Consider the following 20,047-nt stretch of genomic DNA (forward strand, 5'->3'; position numbering starts at 1 on the left):
TCTACATAGGGATACACCATGGCAGTCGATATTTTTCTGGATCTGGGCACCGTCAAGGGCGAATCGCTCGATTCCACGCATAAGGACGAAATCGATGTGCTCTCGTGGAGCTGGGGTCTCTCCCAGTCCGGCACGATGCACCTCGGCACGGGCGGCGGAGGCGGCAAGGTGGCGGTCCACGATCTGTCGGTCACCAAGTACACCGACCGGGCCACGCCGTCGATCATCACGGCCTGTTCGACCGGCAAGCATTTCCCCACCGGCAAGCTCACCGTGCGCAAGGCCGGCGGCACGAAGCCGCTCGAGTACTACACGATCGAAATGGAGAAGGTGCTGGTGACGAACTACTCGACCGGCGGCTCGGATGGCGAGGACCGCTTCACCGAAACCGTGACGCTCAACTTCGAGAAGTTCCACGTGACCTATCAGCAGCAGGACCCGACCTCGGGCTCGGCGCTCGGCGGGGTCGTCGAGAGCAAGTGGAACATCCCGGCGAACGCGACGGCGTAAGCGGCTATGCGCCTGAAAAACGCCGAACGTGTGCAGCCTTCGCTGCTGGAGAGGCTGACCGATCACGAGCCCGATGCGACGCGCGAAGTGCGTGAGCATCGGTCGAGTTCGGCGCGCTCGCTGCGCCGCAGCGTCATGCGCGACCTCGGTTGGCTGCTCAATGCGCAGGGTATCGCGTCGTCGCAGGACGTCGCCCGCTATCCGGGCGTCGCGGAGTCGGTGCTGAATTTCGGCTTTTCCGACCTCGCGGGCAAGAGCGCGTCGAATGTCGATGTCGCGCGGATCGAACGCCTGATGGCCGATGCGATCCGCGCATTCGAGCCACGCATCCTGCCGGGCACGCTGCGCGTTCGCGCGATCCAGACGGGCGAAACGAGTGGCCAGCACAACGCGATTGCGTTCATCGTCGAAGGCGATCTTCACGCGCATCCCGTGCCGGAGCGCCTCTATCTGCGCACGGAACTCGACCTCGAAGCGGGCAAGGTCGACGTCTCGGAAGGGACGCGCGCGTGACCCCGCCGGCGCGTCGTTGCATCGAAGCCATACCAGGAAATCCCACGCCATGAACCCGGACCTGATTCAGTACTACAGCGAGGAGCTTCAGCACGTCCGCGAGATGGGCGGCGAGTTCGCGAAGGCGTTTCCGAAGATCGCGAGCCGGCTCGGGCTGGAAGGCTTCGAGTGCGCCGATCCGTACGTGGAGCGGCTGCTGGAAGGCTTCGGCTTTCTCGCCGCGCGCGTGCAGATGAAGATCGCCGCCGAGTTCCCGCGTTTCACGGAGCATCTGGCCGAGCTGGTGTACCCGCATTACCTCGCGCCCACGCCGGCAATGACGATCGTCGAAATGCAGCCCGACATGACGCATCCCGCGCTTGCCGACGGCGTGGTGATTCCGCGCGGCACGGCGCTGTTCGGCAGGCTCGACGGCGAGCGCTCCACGCGTTGCGAATTCCGCACCGCGCACGCGCTCACGCTGTCTCCAATCGAACTCGTCGAGGCGCGCCTCTTTACGCACAGCGGCACGCTGCCCGGCGTCGATGCAAGGCTGCCGCAGGGCGTGAAGGCCGGCCTGCGCCTCAAGCTGCGCGCGCTGAACAAGCTGAAATTCAGCGACCTTGCATTCGATCATCTGCCGATTCATCTGCGCGGCGGCGACGGTCTGGCCGCGCGGCTATATGAATTGCTGCTGGGCTCGGCGCTCGGCGTGGCGCTGCCCGATGCGGTATTGCCGCCCTCGGCCCTGCGCCCCCTCGGCTTCTCCGACGATGAAGCCTTGTTGCCCGTGAGCGAGCAGTCGTTTCCCGGCTATCGCTTGCTGCAGGAGTATTTTGCGTTCGCGCAACGCTTCATGTTCATCGGCATCGACGGCTTGCGCCTGCATTTCCAGCGCTGCGAACGCGATGAAATCGAGTTGATCGTGCTGCTGTCGAAGATCGACCCGGCGCTCGAACAGATCGTCGACGAGGCCAATTTCGCGCTGCATTGCACGCCCGCGATCAATCTGTTCGCGCGCCGCACCGATCGCATTCCGGTCACGGGTGAACAATTCGAGCACCACGTCGTGGTGGATCGCACGCGCCCGCGGGACTTCGAGGTGTACCGGGTGGAAAGCGTCACCGGCTATCGGTCGGGCGGCGGCGGGCCGATCGAGTTTCAGCCGTTCTATCGTGCACGCGATCTGGGAAGCGACGAGCCGGGACACGCCTTCTATCAGGTACGGCGCGAAAAGCGGCTGCTTCCGGCGCAGCGGGACGAGCGTGGCGCCCGCTCGTCCTATACCGGCAGCGAAACCTGGCTCGCGCTGGTCGATACGCGCGAGGCGCCGTATCCGGCGGACCTCCAGCAACTGGGTGTGAGCGTGCTGTGCACGAATCGCGACCTGACGCTGAGCATGCCGCGCGGGCAGGGCGAGACGGACTTCACGCTCGAACTCGAGGCGCCCGTGTCGAGCGTGCGATGCATCGGCGGTCCCAGCCGTCCGCTGCCGTCGTATGCGGAAGGGCCGGTTGCGTGGCGTCTGCTGAGTCATCTGTCGCTCAACTATGCGTCGCTCGTGGACGATGCCGACGGCAGCGGCGCGCGCGCCATGCGCGATCTCCTCGGGCTGTACGCGCCCACCGGCGACAGCGCCGCGGCACGGCAGATCGACGGCTTGCGCTCCATCCGCTCGGCGCCGGTCACGCGGCGCTTGCCTTCGCGAGGGCCGATCGTGTTCGGCCGCGGCCTCGCGATCGAGGTGCTGCTCGACGAAAGCGGCTTTGAAGGCGCGGGCGCATTCCTGTTCGGCGCAGTGCTCGCGCGGTTTTTCACGCAGTACGTGTCGATGAACTCGTTCACCGAAACGATCGTGTCCAGTGTGACGCGCGGTGAACTCATGCGCTGGGCGCCAGGGAGCGGGCAATGCCGGACGCTCTGACCTTGCTCGATCGTTTCTCCGCCGATGCGAACCGCTTCGACTTCTTTCAGGCGGTACGTCTCGTCGAATGTGCGTATCCGGGCTTGCCGCGCGTCGGTTCGTCGCTGCGTCCGCGCGAAGATGCCGTGCGCTTCGGACAGGAGCCCGAGCTGATTTTCTTCCCGACCACGCTGCGCCATTTCGCGACCGCGGGCGAGGCTGCGCCGAAACTCGTCGTGAATTTCCTGGGCTTGCTCGGACCGAATGGCCCGATGCCGACGCACCTGACCGAATACGTGCGTGACCGCGCGCGCAATGCCGGCGATCCTACTTTCGCGCGCTTTCTCGACGTGTTTCATCATCGGATCGCGTCGTTGTTCTATCGCGCGTGGGCGGTGGCGCAGCCGGTAGTGAGCCTCGATCGCGACAACGGCGACCGTTTTTCCGCTTATGTGGGCACGACCTTCGGTCTCGGCGAGCCCGCGCTGCGCAAGCGCGACAGCGTGCCCGATTTCGCCAAGCTGCACTTCGCCGGACTGCTTGCCGGCGGCACGCGGCACGCCGCGGGTTTGCGGCTCGTCCTGGCGCGTTTCTTCGGTCTGCCGGTCGACGTGCTCGAAAACGTCGGCCACTGGATGAATTTGCCCGCGCATTCGATGAGCCGTCTGGGCACGCGCGACGAGAGCGCACGACTGGGTGTCGGCACGATGCTCGGCGCGCGCATCTTCGACCGGCAACACAAGTTTCGCGTGGTGCTCGGGCCGCTCTCCATGCGCGACTATCAGCGCTTCCTTCCGGGTGGCGCGAGCCTCGTGCGCCTGACCGACTGGGTGCGTCTCTACGTGCGCGATCCGCTCGACTGGGACGTCAATCTCCAGTTGCGTCAATCCGAAGTGCCGCGCCTCGCGCTCGGCCGTCGTCAGCGTCTGGGCTACACCACCTGGCTGCATGCTCGCGCGGCGACCGCCGACGCAAGGCAACTGATGCTCAAACCACCCACCTCACACTCCACTTCACATCGCGCAAAGGAATAGTTCAATGGCAGACATCAGCCGCGCCGTCATGTTCGGCAAACTCGACACGCTCAGCTTTCGCGCAATGGAAAGCGCGACCACGTTCTGCCGGCTGCGCGGCAATCCGTATGTGGAGTTCGTGCACTGGCTGCATCAGTTGTTGCAGTTGCCGGATTCGGACCTGCATCGCGTGATCCGGCATTTCGGTATCGAGACCGCCGTGCTCGCGCGCGACTTGACCGATGCGCTCGATCGTCTGCCGCGCGGCTCGACGTCGATCACGGATATCTCGTCGCAGATGGAGGAGGCCGTCGAGCGCGGCTGGGTCTACGGCTCGCTGCTGTTCGACGCGCAAAAGGTCCGCAGCGCGCATGTGCTGATCGGGGCCCTGCAGACGCCCGCATTGCGTAACGCGCTGCGCGGCATTTCGCGCGAATTCGATCGTGTGAAGGTCGACGAACTCGCCGACGATTTCGCCAGCGTGCTCGACGGTTCGCCCGAAGCGGCACTGGAGCCCGCCGTGACGCGCACGTTGGACACGTCACCCGGCACGCAGGACGCCTTGCAGCGCTTCACGCTCGACCTGACGGAACAGGCGCGCGCCGGCAAGCTCGATCCGATCGTCGGCCGCGACGACGAGATTCGTCAGGTGATCGACATTCTCATGCGCCGCCGGCAGAACAATCCGCTGCTGGCGGGCGAGGCCGGTGTGGGCAAGACGGCGGTGGTGGAAGGTCTCGCGCATCGCATCGTGGCGGGCGACGTGCCGCCCGCGCTGCGCGACGTGACGCTGCGCACGCTCGATGTCGCACTGCTCCAGGCCGGCGCGGGCATGAAGGGCGAGTTCGAGGCGCGCTTGCGCCAGGTGCTGGAGGAAGTGCAGTCGGCCGAGCGAGCGGTGATTCTCTTCATCGACGAAGCCCACACGTTGATCGGCGCGGGCGGCGCGGCCGGCACGGGCGACGCCGCGAACCTGCTGAAGCCGGCGCTCGCGCGCGGCAGCGTGCGCACGATCGCGGCGACGACGTGGTCGGAGTATCGGCGGCACATCGAAAAGGATCCGGCGCTCACGCGGCGCTTCCAGGTCGTGCAGGTCCGCGAGCCCGACGAGACGCGCGCGGTCACGATGATGCGCGGCATCGCGCATGCGCTGGAGGCGCATCACGGTGTGCAGATTCTCGACGAGGCCGTCGAGGCGGCCGTGCGGCTTTCGCATCGGTATCTTCCGGCGCGGCAGTTGCCCGACAAGTCCGTGAGCCTGCTCGATACAGCATGCGCCCGCGTCGCGGTCAGCCAGCACGCCACGCCGCCGGAAGTGGACGACGCCCGCAAGCGCATCGACGCGCTGAACACGGAACTGGAAGTGATCGCGCGCGAAAGTGCGATTGGTATCGACACGACGGCGCGTCATGAGGCGGCATCGGCTGCGTTGCAGCGCGAAACGGAGCGCCTCGCCGAACTCGACGCGCGCTGGCGCATCGAGCGCGAGATGGTGAAGGACATTCTCGCGCGCCGCGCCCAGCTTCGCGATGGCGCGCCCGAGGCCGATCTCGCCGCGCTGCGGGAGCAGCAGGCGCGCCTCGCGCAGCATCAAGGCGACGCGCCGCTGATTCTGCCGGGCGTCGATCGTCACGCGGTCGCGGCGGTCGTGCAGGACTGGACGGGCGTGCCCGTGCTGAACATGCTGAAGAACGAAATAGGCAACGTGTTGCGGCTGAACGAACTGCTCGACGGCCGCATCATCGGCCAGCAGCATGCGACGCAGATGATCGCCCGGCGCGTGCAGACCTCCCGCGCGGGGTTGGACAATCCGGACAAGCCCGTGGGCGTATTCCTGCTCGCCGGCACGTCCGGCGTCGGCAAGACCGAGACCGCGCTGGCGCTGGCCGAGGTGTTGTACGGCGGCGAACAGAATCTGATCACGATCAACATGAGCGAGTACCAGGAGGCGCACACGGTCTCGCTGTTGAAGGGCGCGCCGCCCGGCTATGTCGGTTTCGGCGAAGGCGGCGTGCTCACCGAAGCCGTGCGCCGCCGCCCGCATAGCGTCGTGTTGCTCGATGAAGTCGAGAAGGCGCATCCCGACGTCCACGAGCTGTTCTTTCAGGTTTTCGACAAAGGCCGGATGGAGGACAGCGAAGGCCGCTCCATCGACTTTCGCAACACGCTGATCCTGTTGACCACCAATGCGGGCACCGACTGCATTGCCGAACTGTGCCGCGATCCGAACGATTGGCCGCCGCTGGACGTCATCGAACAGGAACTGCACGCGCAATTGCTGCACACGTTCCCGCCCGCGTTGCTCGGGCGCATGGTGACGATCCCGTATTACCCGCTCTCCGACGACATGCTGCGCGCGATCATCCGCCTGCAACTCGGACGCGTGGCCGACCGCGTAACGCGCACGCACCAGGTGCCGTTCACCTACGACGAAGCGGTCGTCGCCCAGATTGCGCTGCGGTGCACGCGCCTCGAAAGCGGCGGCCGCATGATCGACGCGATTCTCACCAACAGTGTGCTGCCGCGCATCAGCACGGAGTTCCTGACACGCGTGATGGACGGCCGCTCGCTCGCGCGCGTGCACGTCGGCGTCGAGCAAGAGGAGTTCACCTATGCCTTCGACTAGCACGCGCCACGTGCGCATGCAGTGCGCGCCGCTCGGCGACGAGGCCATCTTCCTGCGGATGTCCGCGAGCGAAGCCCTGGGCCGCCTGAGCCGTTTCGAGCTGGTGTTCCTGAGCACGCGCAACGATATCGACCCCGGCACGGTGCTGGGCGAGAACCTGTCCGTCACGCTCGACTATCCGGCCGGCGGCGAGCGCCAGTTCAACGGCATCGTGACGACACTGCGTCTGATCGCGCCAGGCGACACCACCCACAACCGCATGGCGCGCTACGACGCCGTCGTGCACCCGCGGCTATGGCTGCTCACGCAGGCGTCGCACCGGCGGTTCTTCTACCAGCGCACGGTCCCGCAGATCGTCACGCAGGTGCTGGAGTCGTTCGACATCGACTTTCGCAATGCCTGCACGGCGAGCTATCCGGCGCTCGAGCATTGCGTGCAGTACCGGGAGACCGATTTCGATTTCGTCAGCCGGCTTCTGGAACGCGAAGGCATCCACTATTTCTTCGAGCATGCGGGCGGCAAGCACACACTCGTACTCACGGATTCGAGCGCCGAGCATCGGCCGATCGCGCACTACGAGTCGATTCCGTTTCAGGCCTGGGATACGCCCGAGCAGGATGAAGAATGCGTGTACCGCTGGATGTCGGGCGCGACGCTGCAGACCGGCCGCTACGAAGTGAACGACTACGACTTCGAGAAGGCCTCGGTCAGCAACAGCGAAGGGATGGTCGCGCGCGCGACGCGCAGCGCGCCCTTCGATCCGCCGCGCTATCTGATGCAGGAGCACCTGACGGGGCACGTCAAGGCAGGCGATGGAGAACGGCTTGCCCGCGTCAACGTCGAGATTCACCAGGCGCAGAACGATGCCATCGAAGGGCGCTCCACGTCGCGCGGCATGGCGGCGGGCGGACTGTTCCGGCTTCGGGATCATCCGGGCGGCGCGCAGAACCGGCAGTACCTCGTGATCGAGAATCGCGCGGAAATCGTCTCCGACGCGTATGTGTCGACAAGCGATTCCACGCTGCCCATCTTCGATTGCAGCTTCCGCGCGATTCGCAGCGACAACACGTTCCGCACGCCGAAGACCACGCCGGTTCCGCGCGTGGGCGGCCCGCAGACTGCTGTCGTGATCGGTCCGCCGGGCGAGGAGATTCTCACGGACCAGTACGGCCGTGTGAAGGTGCAGTTTCACTGGGAGCAGCTCACGCAGCCGGACGGCGCGAACCGGCTCGACCGGTGCTGGGTGCGCGTCGCGCAAAGCTGGGCGAACCGGCGCTGGGGCGCGATGTTCCTGCCGCGCGTCGGGCAGGAGGTGCTGGTCGAGTTTATCGAGGGCGATCCGGACCGGCCGGTCATCACGGGCGCGGTCTACAACTCGACGAACATGCCGCCCTACGAGTTGCCGGCCGGGAGCGCGGTATCGACGATGAAGAGCCAGTCCACCAAGGGCGGCAATGGCTACAACGAGGTGCGCTTCGACGACCGCAAGGGCGACGAACAGTTGTTCTTCCACGCCGAGCGCGATCACGAGACCTGGGTCCGGCACGACGCGCTGATGAACGTATCCGGCGAGCGCCACGTGCGCATCGATGGCAACGAATTCCGCGAGACGCGCGGCACGCGCAACGACGCGGTGCGCGGCAGCAGCAAGTCCAGCGTGCTCGGCAGCGTGTCGGCCGCGACCATGACCACGCACAACCAGTTCGTCGGCGAAGCCTATGCGCTCAACGCGGGCGTGGCGGTGCAGATCAAGGCGGGCGTGGCGGTCGAGATCGAGTCGAGCGCGACCATCGCGCTGCGAGCCGGGGCGTCGTACATCCTCATCGGTCCCGAAACGATCGAGATGTCGAGCTTCCCGATTCCGCTCGGTCCGGGCGTGCCCCCCGTGCCGTTGACGACACCGCCGCCGCCGCCCACGCCGCCGCGCGACGCTGACGACGGCACGCGCAAGGTCCGCAAATAGGAGAACCCAATGAGAATGACATTGACGGTGCAAAGCGGCGAAGGCGCGTCGCCACGCGCGATCGAGATCGAAGGCGAGGGCGCCACGATCGGCCGCGCGCCGGATTGCACGATGGTGCTGAGCGACGGGCAGCGCGGCATCTCGCGCATCCAGGCGCGCATCGAACGGCGTGAGAACGCGTATGTGCTCATCGATGCGGGCAGCAATCCGACGCTGCTCAACGATCGCGCGCTGGACGGCACGCACGAGGCGCCGCTGAAGGAGGGCGATTGCCTGAGGATCGGCGCGTACACGCTCGTTGTCTCGGCAACCGGCGACACAACCGGCGAAGCAGGCAGCGGCTTCGTGGTCGACCAGACCATCATGACGCAGTCGTGGCCCGACGCACTGCCGTCGTCGAGCGTGCAGGGCATGCCGGGTACGCCGGAGTTCGAAGCGCCGCCGCCCGCCCCCCTGATCCCCGACGACTGGAACGGGCCGCACGATGCGGCACCGGTTGATGGCGCGCACGCGCTGTTCCTGCCCGACCCGCTGGCCGCGACGCCGCTTCTGCGCGAGCCCGGCCACTTCCGCGGCGACGCCGATCAGGCGCTGATCGACGCGCTCAGTCCCGGCGATCCGCTGCGCGATATCGGCGCGCGTGCGGTGGCGAAGCCCGTGCCGTTGTCGCGCAGCTTCGAGCATGTGTCGCCGGAACAGGCTTTCTCGGTGATGCCCGCGGTGCCGGAGCCGCCTTCGCTGGCGCGAGATGACGATATGCCCGGCCTGCCTCTGCCGAATCCCGAATTCACGTCGATGCCAACGCGCTTGCCGGTTCATGAAGCGCGCGAGCGCCGCGAGCCGCATGTCAACCAGCACGCCAACCAGCACGCCAACCCGCACGCCAACCCGCACGCCAACCCGCACGCCAAACCCCACGCCAAACCGCACGCCGATCACGCCTCGTTGCTCGACGCGCTGATCGAAGGACTCGGCATCGAGCCCGCCGCCGTGAGCCACGTCGAGCCCGCGGAGCTTGCGCGCCTCGCGGGCACGATGCTGCGCGAAGCGACTCAAGGCGCCATGACGGCCTTGCGCTCGCGCGCCATGACCAAGCGCGAGACACGCATGGCGATCACGATGATCGAAGAGCGCGACAACAACCCGCTCAAGTTCTTCCCCGATGCGGACCGGGCCCTCGCGCAAATGCTCGGCGCGCGCGGCAACGGCTATCTGCCGCCGCAGGAAGCCATGCGTGCGGCGTTCCGCGATATCCAGGCGCACGAACTCGCGATGGTCGCCGGCATGCGCGCCGCGCTCGCTCACGCGATGGAGCGCATCGATCCGAGCGCCATCGAACGTTCGCTCGACGCGCCGAGCGGTCTCGACGCGCTCATCGGCAACCGCCGCGCGCGCTTGTGGCAACGCTTCGTCGAGACCTGGGAGCACGTGGCGCGCGACGCGGGCGACGACCTCCAGCGCAGCTTCGGCGAACCGTTCGGCCGTGCCTATCAGGCGCAGCTCGACGCACTGAAATCCTCAAAAAACTGACGCCATGTACTGGAACAATAAGGTTATCTGGTCGGAAGGCATGTTCCTTCAGCCGCAGCATCTGCAGCAGCACGACCGGCACATCGAGACGCAACTCGAAGGCCGCGCGGGAGGTCTGCGCGCGTATGGCTGGGGCTTCACGAAGCTGGAGCTCGACGAGGCGCTCCTGAAGCTCGGCAAGCTCGCGCTGCGCTCGGCTGCCGGCGTGTTGCCCGATGGCACGCCGTTCAACCTGCCTGCCGACGGCGATTTGCCGGTGCCGCTCGATATTCCGGAAGGCACCTCGAACCAGCTGGTCGTGCTGGCGTTGCCGGTGCGCCGGCCGGGCGCGCCGGAGTCCGGCGGCGCCGACAGCGCGGAGAATCTGGCCCGCTACGGCGCCGGCGATTTCGAGGTTCACGACAGCAACGACCCGGACGCGCTCGCCACGCTGTTGCAGATCGGCAAGCTGCGCCTGCGTCTCGCGCTCGAACCCGACGTCGCGCACGCGCACGCATATGCGGGCGTCGCGCGGGTGACCGAACGCCTGAGCGACTCGCGCATTCTGCTCGACGGCGACTATTGCCCGCCGTGCCTCGACTATCGCGTCGCGGACGGGCTCGGGCGCTTCGCGGCGGAACTGAGCGGGCTCTTGCAGCAACGCGGCGAAGCGCTCGCGGGCAGGCTTGCGCAGCCCGACGGCGCGGGCATGGCGGAGATTTCGGATTTTCTGCTGCTGCAGATCGTCAACCGCGCGCAACCGCTCGTCGCGCATTTCGGCGCGATGACCGGCTTGCATCCCGAAACGCTGTATCAGGCGTGCGTGGCGCTCGCCGGCGAGCTCGCGACCTTCAGCCAGCGCGAGCGGCGGCCGCCGCTGTTTCCGGCGTATCGTCACGAGCGCCTGAAGGAGACCTTCGCGCCGGTGATCGACGCGTTGCGGCTTGCGTTGAGCCGCGTGGCGGACCCGCAGGTCGTGTCGATCCCGCTCGAGGAGCGCAAATACGGTTTGCGGGTGGCGCAGGTCGCGGATCGGTCGCTCTTCACGAGCGCGACGTTCGTGCTCGCCGTGCGCGCACAAGTGCCCACCGAGACGCTGCTCTCGGCGTTCGGCAGCCAGGTGAAGATCGGCAGCATCGAGAAGATCCGCGATCTCGTCAATCTGCAGTTGCCCGGCATTGGCTTGCGCGCGCTGCCTGTAGCGCCGCGTCAGTTGCCGTTTCACGCGGGCTACACCTATTTCGAGCTCGACGACAAGAGCGATGCGTGGGCTTCGCTCGGCTCATCGGCCGGCATGGCGCTGCACGTGGCGGGGGAATTCCCCGGACTCGCAATGGAATGCTGGGCCATCCGCCGCTGACCATGCCGACGACGCCACGCCCATGACGCCACGCCAATCGAAGGCGCCGAAACAAGGACTCTTCCATGACCGACAACACCGATCCGACGCTTGACGACGCGGAGTTTCTCGACGCCGCGCGCACCATCAGAATGCCGACGCCGGGCCGCGGGCGCGAGTCCGCCAGGCCAGAGGCGAAACAGCAGGGAAAGCCGGACGCGCTCGCGCTTGCACCGCTCGATGCCTCGCTCGCCGGGCGCAATCCGCTCTTGCGGGCGGCCAATCCGCTCCTTGAACTGGCGCTGCCGCTGCGGAGGCTCGCGAGTCATCCGGACCTCGACGCCTTGCGCACGCAACTGATCCAGATGATGCGCCGCTTCGAAGCCGACGGCCGTTCCTTCGGCGTGCCGGATGCGCAACTCGGCCCCGCGCGCTATTGCCTGTGCACGTTCATCGACGAGGCGATCGCGGCGACGCCCTGGGGTGCGGGCGTGTGGGGCCGGCGCAGCCTGCTCGTGACGTTTCATAACGAAGCGTCGGGCGGCGAACGGCTCTTCGTGATTTTGCAGCGCCTCGTGCAGACCCCGGCGGTCGACATCGACATGCTCGAGCTGATCTACGTGATGCTCGCGCTCGGCTTCGACGGACGCTACCGGCTGATCGAAGGCGGCAAGACGCAGCTCGACGTGATCCGCGAACGGCTCGAGCAGATGATTCGCACGCAGCGCGGCACGATCGAACGGGCGCTCTCGCCGCACTGGCAGCCCGCGGCGCGCGAGCGCAAGCGGCTGCTGCAGTTCGTGCCGCTGTGGGTCGCGCTGGCGCTCGCCGGGCTGGTTCTGATGGCGACGAGCCTCGTGCTCGCCATTCGCATCAACGACTTCTCCGATCCGGTGTTCGCCTCCATGCGCGCGATCCGCGTCGCGCCGGCGCCGGTGCTGGCGGCGAAGACGAGCGCCGCGCCGAGGCTCTCGGCGGCGCTCGCCGGATTCCTCGCGCCGGAGATCGCGCAAGGCCTCGTCTCGGTCGGCGAGTCCGCCGACCGGACCACCGTGACGATCAACAACGCCGCCGAAGGCACGCAGCTGTTCGCCTCGGGCAGCGCGGAGCTCGACGCGCATTTCGCGCCGTTGATGCTGCGCATCGCGCTGGCCTTGCGGGACAAGCCCGGCAACATCGTCGTGATCGGGCACACGGACAACCAGCGCATCGTGTCGGCGCAGTTCCCCTCCAACGTCGCGCTGTCGCAGGCGCGTGCGGACACGGTGCGGGCCATCATCGCCGCGAAGCTCGACACGCCTTCGCGCGTCACCGCCGAAGGCCGCGGCGACACCGAGCCGGTCGCATCGAACGACACCCCGGCCGGACGCGCGCGGAACCGGCGCGTGACCATCGACATTCTTTCGCCAGGAGCGGCGCCATGAAGTGGTTGAACGGATTGAGGAGACCGGCAGCCGTATCGTTTGCCGGCGTGCTGGCGCTGTCGGCGCTCGTGTGGTTCGAAGGCCCATTGTTCGCATTCGACGGCCACGCGCCGCTCGAAAGCGAGTCGCGCCGCTGGCTGGCCGTCGCGTTCATCTTCGCGTGCTGGGCGCTCTGGTGGGGAGTCCGCTTCGTGAAGACGCGCATCGCGAGCTCGAATTTCGTGCGCGGGATCGTCGCCGATGCGCTCGATCCGGCGAATCGCGAACCGAGTCCGGCGCGCAAGGCCGCGGCTGCCGACCTCGCTGTCTTACGCACGCGTTTCGAAGAGGCCATCAAAACGCTGCGGCATGTGCAGGGCCCGTCGGAAGGCAAGGGCCCAGGCCAAGGCAAAATGCGCGGCGTTCTTGCATGGCTGAACTTGCGCCGCCGCACGCTCTACGACTTGCCCTGGTACATGTTCGTCGGCGCGCCGGGCGCGGGCAAGACGACCGCGCTCGTGCACTCGGGGCTGCGCTTTCCGCTCGCGGACCGGCTCGGCGCGCAGGCGATCGGCGGCGTGGGCGGCACGCGCCACTGCGACTGGTGGTTCGCCGACGACGCCGTGCTGCTCGACACCGCGGGCCGCTTCACGACCCAGGACAGTCACGAGGAGGCCGATCGCGGCGCATGGCTCGGCTTTCTCGCCTTGCTGCGCAAGTACCGGCCGCGCCGTCCGCTGAACGGTGTGATGACCGTCGTGTCGGCCACCGATCTGCTGCAGCAGACCGATGCGGCGCGCGCGAAGCATGCCGCGTCCGTGCGCGAACGCCTCGCCGAATTGAACCGGCAACTGGGCGTGCAATTGCCGGTCTATGTCGTCGTCACGAAAAGCGATCTGCTCGCCGGCTTCGCCGAATTCTTCGACGACTTGGGCCGCGACGAGCGCGAGCAGGTCTGGGGCGTGACGTTCCCGCTCGCGGAGCGCGACGACGCGGCAAACGCTGACTCTCCGCTGCAGCGTTTTCCCGATGAATTCCATTTGCTGCACCGGCAGTTGCAGGATCGCGTGCTGCAGCGCATGCAGCAGGAGACCGACGTTCGGCGGCGCGCGCTGATCTATGCCTTTCCGCAGCAGTTCGCGGGCATCGAAAGCGCGTTGCAGCGCTTCCTCGACGACGCGTTCGGCGAGTCGCGCTTCGCCCGCGCCGCGATGCTTCGCGGCGTCTACTTCACGAGCGGGACGCAGACCGGCAGGCCGCTCGACCGGATGATGAGTTCAATGGCGGCGTCGCTCGGACTTCAGCGCGAGGTGTTGCTGACGGATTCATCGAGCGGGCGCGCTTACTTCGTTAAGCGCCTGCTTCGCGATGTGATCTTCGAGGAAGCGGGCATTGCCGGCAGCAATCCGCGCGTGGAGCGCCGCCGTGCGCGTTTTCAGCGGGTCGCGATCGGTGTGATCGGCGTGTTGCTGGTGGCGGGGCTGATCGGCCTTTTCGCGGCCGACCGGGCGAACCGCCGCTTCGTCGACGAAAGCCGCCAGCAGATCGCCGCGCTGACCCAGCGCGCGCAGCAGACGACGGCCGGCGACGATCCGCTGGCGGTATTGCCGCTGCTCGACGCCGCGCGCAATCTGCCCGGCGGCGAGGCCGAGCGCGCGGCGGGCCATGACGCGTGGTGGGAGAAACTCGGCCTCGACCAGCGGCAGAAGCTCGGGCTGGAAGCGCAGCGCGTGTATCAGCGCCTGTTGCGCCAGACGTTGCTGCCGATCGTCGTGCAGCGCATGGAGGAGCAACTGCGCCGCGGCGACGCCGACAACGCCGCCACGCAATACGAAGCGCTGCGAGCGTATTTGATGCTCGGCGATCCGACGCACTTCGATCCGGCCGCGCTGCGCGTCTGGGCGATGCACGCCTGGCAGCGCGGCGCGCTCCAGAATGCGACGGATGCGCAGCGCGCCAGCATCGACGGGCATCTGGAAGCCTTGTTCCGCCGTGGGCAATTCGATGCGAACCTGCCGCTCGACCAGAACCTGATCGCGCAGGCGCGGGCCACGCTGAATCGCGTGCCGCTCGCGCAGCGTCTGGATGGACGCATCGAGCAACAACTGGCGCAGCTTCGCCTGCCGGACTTCACGATCGCGAAAGCGGCCGGACCGAGCGGTCTGTTGGTGTTCGTGAGGAAGAGCGGAGCGCCGCTCACGCAAGGCATCGATGGAGCGTACACGCGCGCAGGCTTCGATGCGTTCGTGCGTCTGCGTGAAGCCGCGCTCGCCGACTTGTCGAAGGACGACTGGGTGCTCGGCCGCGGGGAGGCGCGTCCCGATCCCGCCGGCACGGATGCGCTGCGCGCCGCGCTGACGCGGCTCTACTGCGAGGCGACGATTCGCCAATGGGACGGCCTGCTCGCCGATGTGGGCGTCGTGCCGTTTGCGGCGCCGGATCAGGGCGCGCGCATCGCGAATCTGCTGGGGTCGCCCGCCTCGCCGTTGCGCGGCCTGATTCAGGCCGCCGCGCGCGAGACGACGTTCACCCCGGCGCCCGCGCCGCCGGGCAAGCTGGACGCGCTCAAGCAGAACCTCGGCAAGGCGCTGGTGACGGGAGCGGGAGCAGGGGAAGCGCCGGCGCCCACGCTCGTCGATACGCATTTTCAGCCGCTGCACGACCTGGCCGGTCCGGCACTCGATGAATCCATCGGCGCGTTCAAGGATGCCGCCGCCACGCTGCAGGCCGACGACACCGCGCGCAAGCAGTCGTTGCCGCTGCCCGCGACCGGCCCGCTCGATCGCCTGAAGCTGCTTTCACAGAACGCGCCCGCGCCGCTCGCGGCGGTGCTGCAAGGCGTGGCCGCCAATGCCGACACCGTGCAACTGCAGAGTCAGCGCGCGCAACTGAGTGCGCTGTGGGCGGCGAGTGTGGCTCCCGCTTGCAGGCAGGCGCTCGACGGGCGCTATCCGCTCGTGAAGACATCGACGCGCGACGCCGCGCCGGACGACTTCGCGCGCATCCTGGCGCCGGGCGGTCTCATCGACGACTTCTTCCAGAAGAATTTGCAGAATCGTGTGGATACCTCGGGCGCCGTGTGGAAATGGCGGCCGGAAGCAAAATCGCTTGGTATTCCGGACGATGTGCCGGTTCAATTCCAGAACGCGGCCATGCTGCGCGACGCATTGTTCCGCGACGGCGGCCGGGATGTCTCGGTGCGTTTCACGGTGAAGATCGCGTCGCTCGATCCGTCGCTCAAGCGCTTCGTGCTCGATATCGACGGACAGCAACTCACCGCGACCAGCGACGCGCCGAACGCCACCGCCGCGTTCCAGTGGCCGAGCGGAAAAGGCACGGCGCAGGCGCACGTCGAACTCGACCCGGCGCAAGGCACGCCGCCGCACGCGGACGGACCGTGGGCGCTGTTTCATCTCTTCGATGCCGCGCGCGTCCAGCAGTCCGGTCAGGCCGATCACTTCAACGTGTCCTTCGATGGAGGCCGCGTGTCGCTCGCACTCGTCGCGAACAGCGCGGACAATCCGTTTCGCGCGGGCGTGCTCGACCGCTTTCGTTGCCCCGCCTCGCTATGAAACCTGACGATCGGATGGACGCGGGCTTCTACGGCAAAGTCCGCACGCACGGCGATTTCGTCAGGCGGGGCTTGTCGGCCGGATTCGTCGCGCAATGGGATGCATGGCTGCAGCGCGGCCTCGTGGCCGCGCGCGCGCGCTATGCCGACAACTGGCTGTGCCGGTATCTCGCCATGCCCGTGTGGTGCTTCGCTGTGCGGCGCGGCGTGATCGCCGAGGAAGCGCACACCGGCGTGCTGATGCCGGGCATCGATGCGGTGGGACGCTACTTCCCGTTCGTGATCGCGCGGCCGGTCGACGGCGACGCATGCGTGTCGGCTTCATCGTGGCATACCGATGCCGCGGCACTCGCGCTCTCCACCCTCAAGCCGGCCTTTTCGCTGACCGAGTTGGAGGCGTCATTGACCGGCTTGCGGGCGCAGTTATCCGGCACCGCGTCGCGCGCGGCAGACAGCGTCTGGTGGTCGGATGTGGGTGAGGTCGTGCATCATGACGGGCCGTTCGATGCCGCTTTGTTCCTGCGCCTGCTCGATGCCGATTAATCGCGTTCCGTATCCCACTCGCGACGTAGCGCGTCGCGGTCTTTCTGTTGCGGCACGGCGTCGAGCAGACGCGCATGGAACGTTTGCAGATCGGGCGCACTCGCAGCCGCACGCCGCGCGATGACGCGTGCGATCGGGCCCAGATAGGTCGTGAGATGACGCGCGGCGTCGCTCACCTGCTCGACGCTGATCTTTTGCGCCGGTAGCGCGCGTGATGAGCCGGCCTCCAGTTGCGACAAAAGCGAATCGAACTCGCGGCGCGCGGCGCCGTCGGGCAGGTACGTGACGAGCCGCTCGCGTAGCGCGTCGACGTCCGCGGCGCTCGCCGACGCGCGCCGCAGCAGCAAGGTCGCCACCGGGCCCACGTGACTGGCGAGCCGTTCCTCCAGTTGCGCGATCAATTCGGGCGGCCAATTCCTCGTTGCCTTCGACGCCTTCGACGTCTCTGACGCGGGCGCCATATCGAGCGTGGCGGCGGGACTCGCGTAGGCGAGCACGGTACGCTCCGGGTCCTCGGCGTTCTCGTTATAGGTGGCGAGTTCGGCAAGCAGCGTGTCGCGCCATTCGCGCGCGGAAGCGAAACGGTCTTGCGTACGCTTCGACAATGCTTTCATCAGCATGGCGTCGATATAGCCGGGCAATTCCGGCGCGATGGTGCTCGGGGCCGGCGGCGTGTCGTTGAGGACTTTTTGCATGACCACGCTCGGCGTTCCTGTGAAGGGGCACACACAGGTCAGCATTTCGTACAGCACGACTGCGGCGGAAAACAGGTCGGCGCGCGCGTCGATGGGTTCCCCGGTGAATTGCTCCGGCGACATATAGCTCGGCGTGCCGAGCATCGTGCCGGATTGCGTCAGGTACGAGGTGTCGAGATGCGCAATGCCGAAGTCCGCGATCTTGCATTCGCCACGTTGCGCGATGAGCAGATTGGCCGGCTTGATGTCGCGATGAACGACGCCCGCGCCGTGCGCGTAGTCGAGCGCATCGAGCAGCTGCACGAACCATCGCAACGCACGCGGCGCCCCCATGCGCGAACCGGCGCGCACGTGCTGCGCGAGACGCGCCGCGAGGCTCTCGCCGCGCACGTATTCCATCGTGATGAAGGCGGTGTCGTCGGCTTCGCCGTAGTCGTACACCGCCACGATGTTCGGATGAACGAGACGGCCCGCCGCCCGCGCTTCGTTCAGAAAACGGGCGGTGAGATCGTGCGTGGAGTCGTCCGGCGTTTCACCCGGCGTCAGCTCCCGCCGGATGGTTTTCAGCGCCACCTCGCGCTCGATATGCGGATCGAAGGCCAGATACACGACGCCCATCGCACCGCGTCCGAGTATCCGTTCGATGACGTAGCGGCCGAGCCGCGCGGGGAAGTCGGCCGGGGAGGGCATGGCTTAGGCCTCTTCTTCGTCGAGGATCCTGAACGCCTCGACGAGACTCGTCTGCATGCGTCCGAACGATACGGCAAGCGAGGCGATCTCGTCCGATCCGCTCGTCGGCAAGGGCGTCGCGCCGAGTTTGCCGAGGCTCATTTCATCGGCGGCGCGCGAGAGCGACTGGATTGGCCGCGTGATCAGCAGATGCATCATCACGTTCATCACGATCAGGACGACTGCGAACACGCCACCGAGCGACAGCATGAACGCGCGCCAGATCGCGCGGCCGCGTTCGATCGGCTGCGCCATCGGAACCGACACGAATTCCGCGCCGATCACTTCGTTCATCGGCCAGTTGAAGCCGTTCGCGGAACCGTACTTGTCCAGCATGGTGGCGGGCGCCGCGCTTGGGGTGCTGTGGCATTGCATGCAGGCGGAATCGGTGATGCGGCTCGGCCGCGCGAGAAAGAGGGTGCGGCCGCCGGGCGAATCGCGCTGGCCGGTAAGCTCCTTGAGTTCGGGCCGGTCATGCAGATGGCTGATCACATCGGCTTCCCAATCGGTGGGCCGGTCGCGCGGATTGGTCGGATTGACCATCGTCGACCTGTACGAAAAGTTCGGGAAATCCTTCTGCAGCAGATTGAGCATTTCGATCGCCGAGAAGGCGGGGATGGATTCCGGCACGAAGCGATATTTGATCTGCGTGGCGAGGAGCGGCGTGATGTGCGCGGCCGTATAGTTCTGCATCGACCCCGCCGCGCTGATGAGTACGTTGGCGTCGTGGACGGTTTCTTCGAGCGCCTGCTTTTGCAGAAGGCGATCCGCCACGATGCCGGCGGCGACGAGCCCGATCGAAAAGATGAGCAGGAACACGAGGTTGAATTTGACGCTGAGCGAAAGCTTGAGTTTCATGGCGTACTGTTAGCGGTTTTGGCGCGACGTTTCATGGATAGCGGACTTTGCTGCGAGCGGCGTGCGCGGGCGGGTAGAGGAACACGCGCCAGTCGGGCAGCGCGTTCAGATGACTCTCGATCGATGCGCGAAACGCGCTGTCGGCGAGCCGTGTATGAAAGCGCGCAGCGAAGCGTTTGCGCGCGGGCAGCGTGCTCGTGAGCCACGGCGCGAGGTCGTCGTAGGTCGCTGGGCGCAACGGCTTCGGGGCGGCGTCGCTGGCAGGCGTGGCGTTGATGGCGAGCGGCTGCAACGCGTCGCGAAACGCGACCGGCATGGCTGCAAGGAACGCGCTCGATGGACGCGGCAAAACGTGGGCGGGCGCGTTCCCGGAAATCTCGGCGAAGCTCCCGGCGTCGATCGTCAGTGGCGGTTTGAGGGCGAGCGTTTGCACGCCGCTTTCGCTGAACACGGCGATCTCGCCTGCGTCGCCGGGCGTGGCGACGATGGCCGCCGCGCTCGCATTCGTGCTCAGGCGAATGGCACCGCGCTCCGTCTCCACGATCCGCTGCGAACACGGTGCAGCCTTGCAGGCAGGGGCGATCTTCATCCAGCCGCCAAGCAAGCCGATGCGTTCATCTGACTGCAGCATCACGCGCGACTGCGCACCGAGTGCGACGAGCGTGCCGTTGTCGTCCTGAATCTGCACGACGCCTTGTCGCGGCGACAGAATCAGATCGTCGGCACGCAAGGACTTGCCCGCGCCCAATTCGAACACGTTGGCCGCGCGCACTACGGTGACGGGAGAATCCGCACTGACAAGCGTCCAGGCCGCGCGTGCCGGCGAGGACAGCGCGGCCAGCAAGACGATACCCAGGGTCCATGCCCGCAGTCGATAAACCATGTGCTTTGCT

At 67.0% G+C, this 20,047-nt stretch carries 14 protein-coding genes; 11 read left to right on the plus strand and 3 right to left on the minus strand.

Going from position 1 to position 20,047, the window contains the following annotated elements; genetic code table 11:
• Window positions 1-18 precede the first annotated feature (18 nt).
• The 11 genes from P0D96_RS02420 to tagF all read left to right on the plus strand — a co-directional run bounded on the left by P0D96_RS02420 (window position 19) and on the right by tagF (window position 16,872).
• A complete protein-coding gene (locus P0D96_RS02420; RefSeq protein WP_132374464.1) occupies window positions 19-510 on the plus strand; it encodes an Hcp family type VI secretion system effector in 492 nt (163 codons plus the stop codon).
• Between the two features lie 6 nt (window positions 511-516).
• Window positions 517-1,023 carry a type VI secretion system baseplate subunit TssE gene (gene tssE / locus P0D96_RS02425; RefSeq protein WP_408176715.1) on the plus strand — a complete coding sequence of 169 codons (507 nt, stop codon included), beginning with the start codon at window positions 517-519 and terminating at the stop codon, window positions 1,021-1,023.
• A 49-nt stretch (window positions 1,024-1,072) separates the two neighbouring features.
• The gene (tssF, locus tag P0D96_RS02430; RefSeq protein WP_408311320.1) at window positions 1,073-2,926 is read left to right on the plus strand and encodes a type VI secretion system baseplate subunit TssF; all 1,854 of its coding nucleotides are present in this window, start codon (window positions 1,073-1,075) and stop codon (window positions 2,924-2,926) included.
• The gene (gene tssG, locus P0D96_RS02435; RefSeq protein ID WP_408311324.1) at window positions 2,911-3,939 is read left to right on the plus strand and encodes a type VI secretion system baseplate subunit TssG; all 1,029 of its coding nucleotides are present in this window, start codon (window positions 2,911-2,913) and stop codon (window positions 3,937-3,939) included. Before tssF ends, tssG begins: the two co-directional genes overlap by 16 nt.
• 4 nt (window positions 3,940-3,943) lie before the next feature.
• Complete coding sequence (gene tssH / locus P0D96_RS02440) at window positions 3,944-6,544, plus strand: type VI secretion system ATPase TssH (protein WP_408311327.1); 2,601 nt, start codon at window positions 3,944-3,946, stop codon at window positions 6,542-6,544.
• Window positions 6,531-8,507, plus strand: a complete 1,977-nt coding sequence (locus tag P0D96_RS02445; RefSeq protein WP_408311330.1) for a type VI secretion system Vgr family protein — start codon at window positions 6,531-6,533, stop codon at window positions 8,505-8,507. Before tssH ends, P0D96_RS02445 begins: the two co-directional genes overlap by 14 nt.
• A gap of 9 nt (window positions 8,508-8,516) precedes the next feature.
• A complete protein-coding gene (gene tagH, locus P0D96_RS02450; RefSeq protein WP_408311333.1) occupies window positions 8,517-10,037 on the plus strand; it encodes a type VI secretion system-associated FHA domain protein TagH in 1,521 nt (506 codons plus the stop codon).
• A gap of 4 nt (window positions 10,038-10,041) precedes the next feature.
• Window positions 10,042-11,376 (plus strand): type VI secretion system baseplate subunit TssK, encoded by a 1,335-nt coding sequence (gene tssK / locus P0D96_RS02455; protein WP_132374471.1) that lies wholly within the window; start codon window positions 10,042-10,044, stop codon window positions 11,374-11,376.
• A gap of 65 nt (window positions 11,377-11,441) precedes the next feature.
• Complete coding sequence (gene tssL, locus P0D96_RS02460; RefSeq protein WP_408311335.1) at window positions 11,442-12,779, plus strand: type VI secretion system protein TssL, long form; 1,338 nt, start codon at window positions 11,442-11,444, stop codon at window positions 12,777-12,779.
• The gene (gene tssM / locus P0D96_RS02465) at window positions 12,776-16,330 is read left to right on the plus strand and encodes a type VI secretion system membrane subunit TssM (RefSeq protein WP_408311338.1); all 3,555 of its coding nucleotides are present in this window, start codon (window positions 12,776-12,778) and stop codon (window positions 16,328-16,330) included. Before tssL ends, tssM begins: the two co-directional genes overlap by 4 nt.
• Complete coding sequence (gene tagF, locus P0D96_RS02470) at window positions 16,327-16,872, plus strand: type VI secretion system-associated protein TagF (RefSeq protein ID WP_132374474.1); 546 nt, start codon at window positions 16,327-16,329, stop codon at window positions 16,870-16,872. Before tssM ends, tagF begins: the two co-directional genes overlap by 4 nt.
• On the opposite strand, the gene P0D96_RS02475 is transcribed toward tagF, so the two are convergent.
• The 3 genes from P0D96_RS02475 to P0D96_RS02485 are packed head-to-tail and all read right to left on the minus strand — an operon-like array spanning window position 16,869 to window position 20,037.
• Window positions 16,869-18,257, minus strand: a complete 1,389-nt coding sequence (locus P0D96_RS02475) for a serine/threonine-protein kinase (RefSeq protein WP_408311342.1) — start codon at window positions 18,255-18,257, stop codon at window positions 16,869-16,871. The two genes, tagF and P0D96_RS02475, sit on opposite strands and share 4 nt — an antisense overlap.
• Before the next feature lie 3 nt (window positions 18,258-18,260).
• A complete protein-coding gene (locus P0D96_RS02480) occupies window positions 18,261-19,154 on the minus strand; it encodes a c-type heme family protein (RefSeq protein WP_408252733.1) in 894 nt (297 codons plus the stop codon).
• Window positions 19,155-19,185: 31 nt separating this feature from the next.
• Window positions 19,186-20,037: a hypothetical protein gene (locus P0D96_RS02485; RefSeq protein ID WP_408311345.1), complete on the minus strand. Its 852-nt coding sequence runs from the start codon at window positions 20,035-20,037 to the stop codon at window positions 19,186-19,188.
• Between the last annotated feature and the right edge of the window lie 10 nt (window positions 20,038-20,047).

It is taken from the genome of Paraburkholderia sp. RL17-347-BIC-D, from assembly GCF_046027915.1.
Classification (GTDB): Bacteria; Pseudomonadota; Gammaproteobacteria; order Burkholderiales; family Burkholderiaceae; genus Paraburkholderia.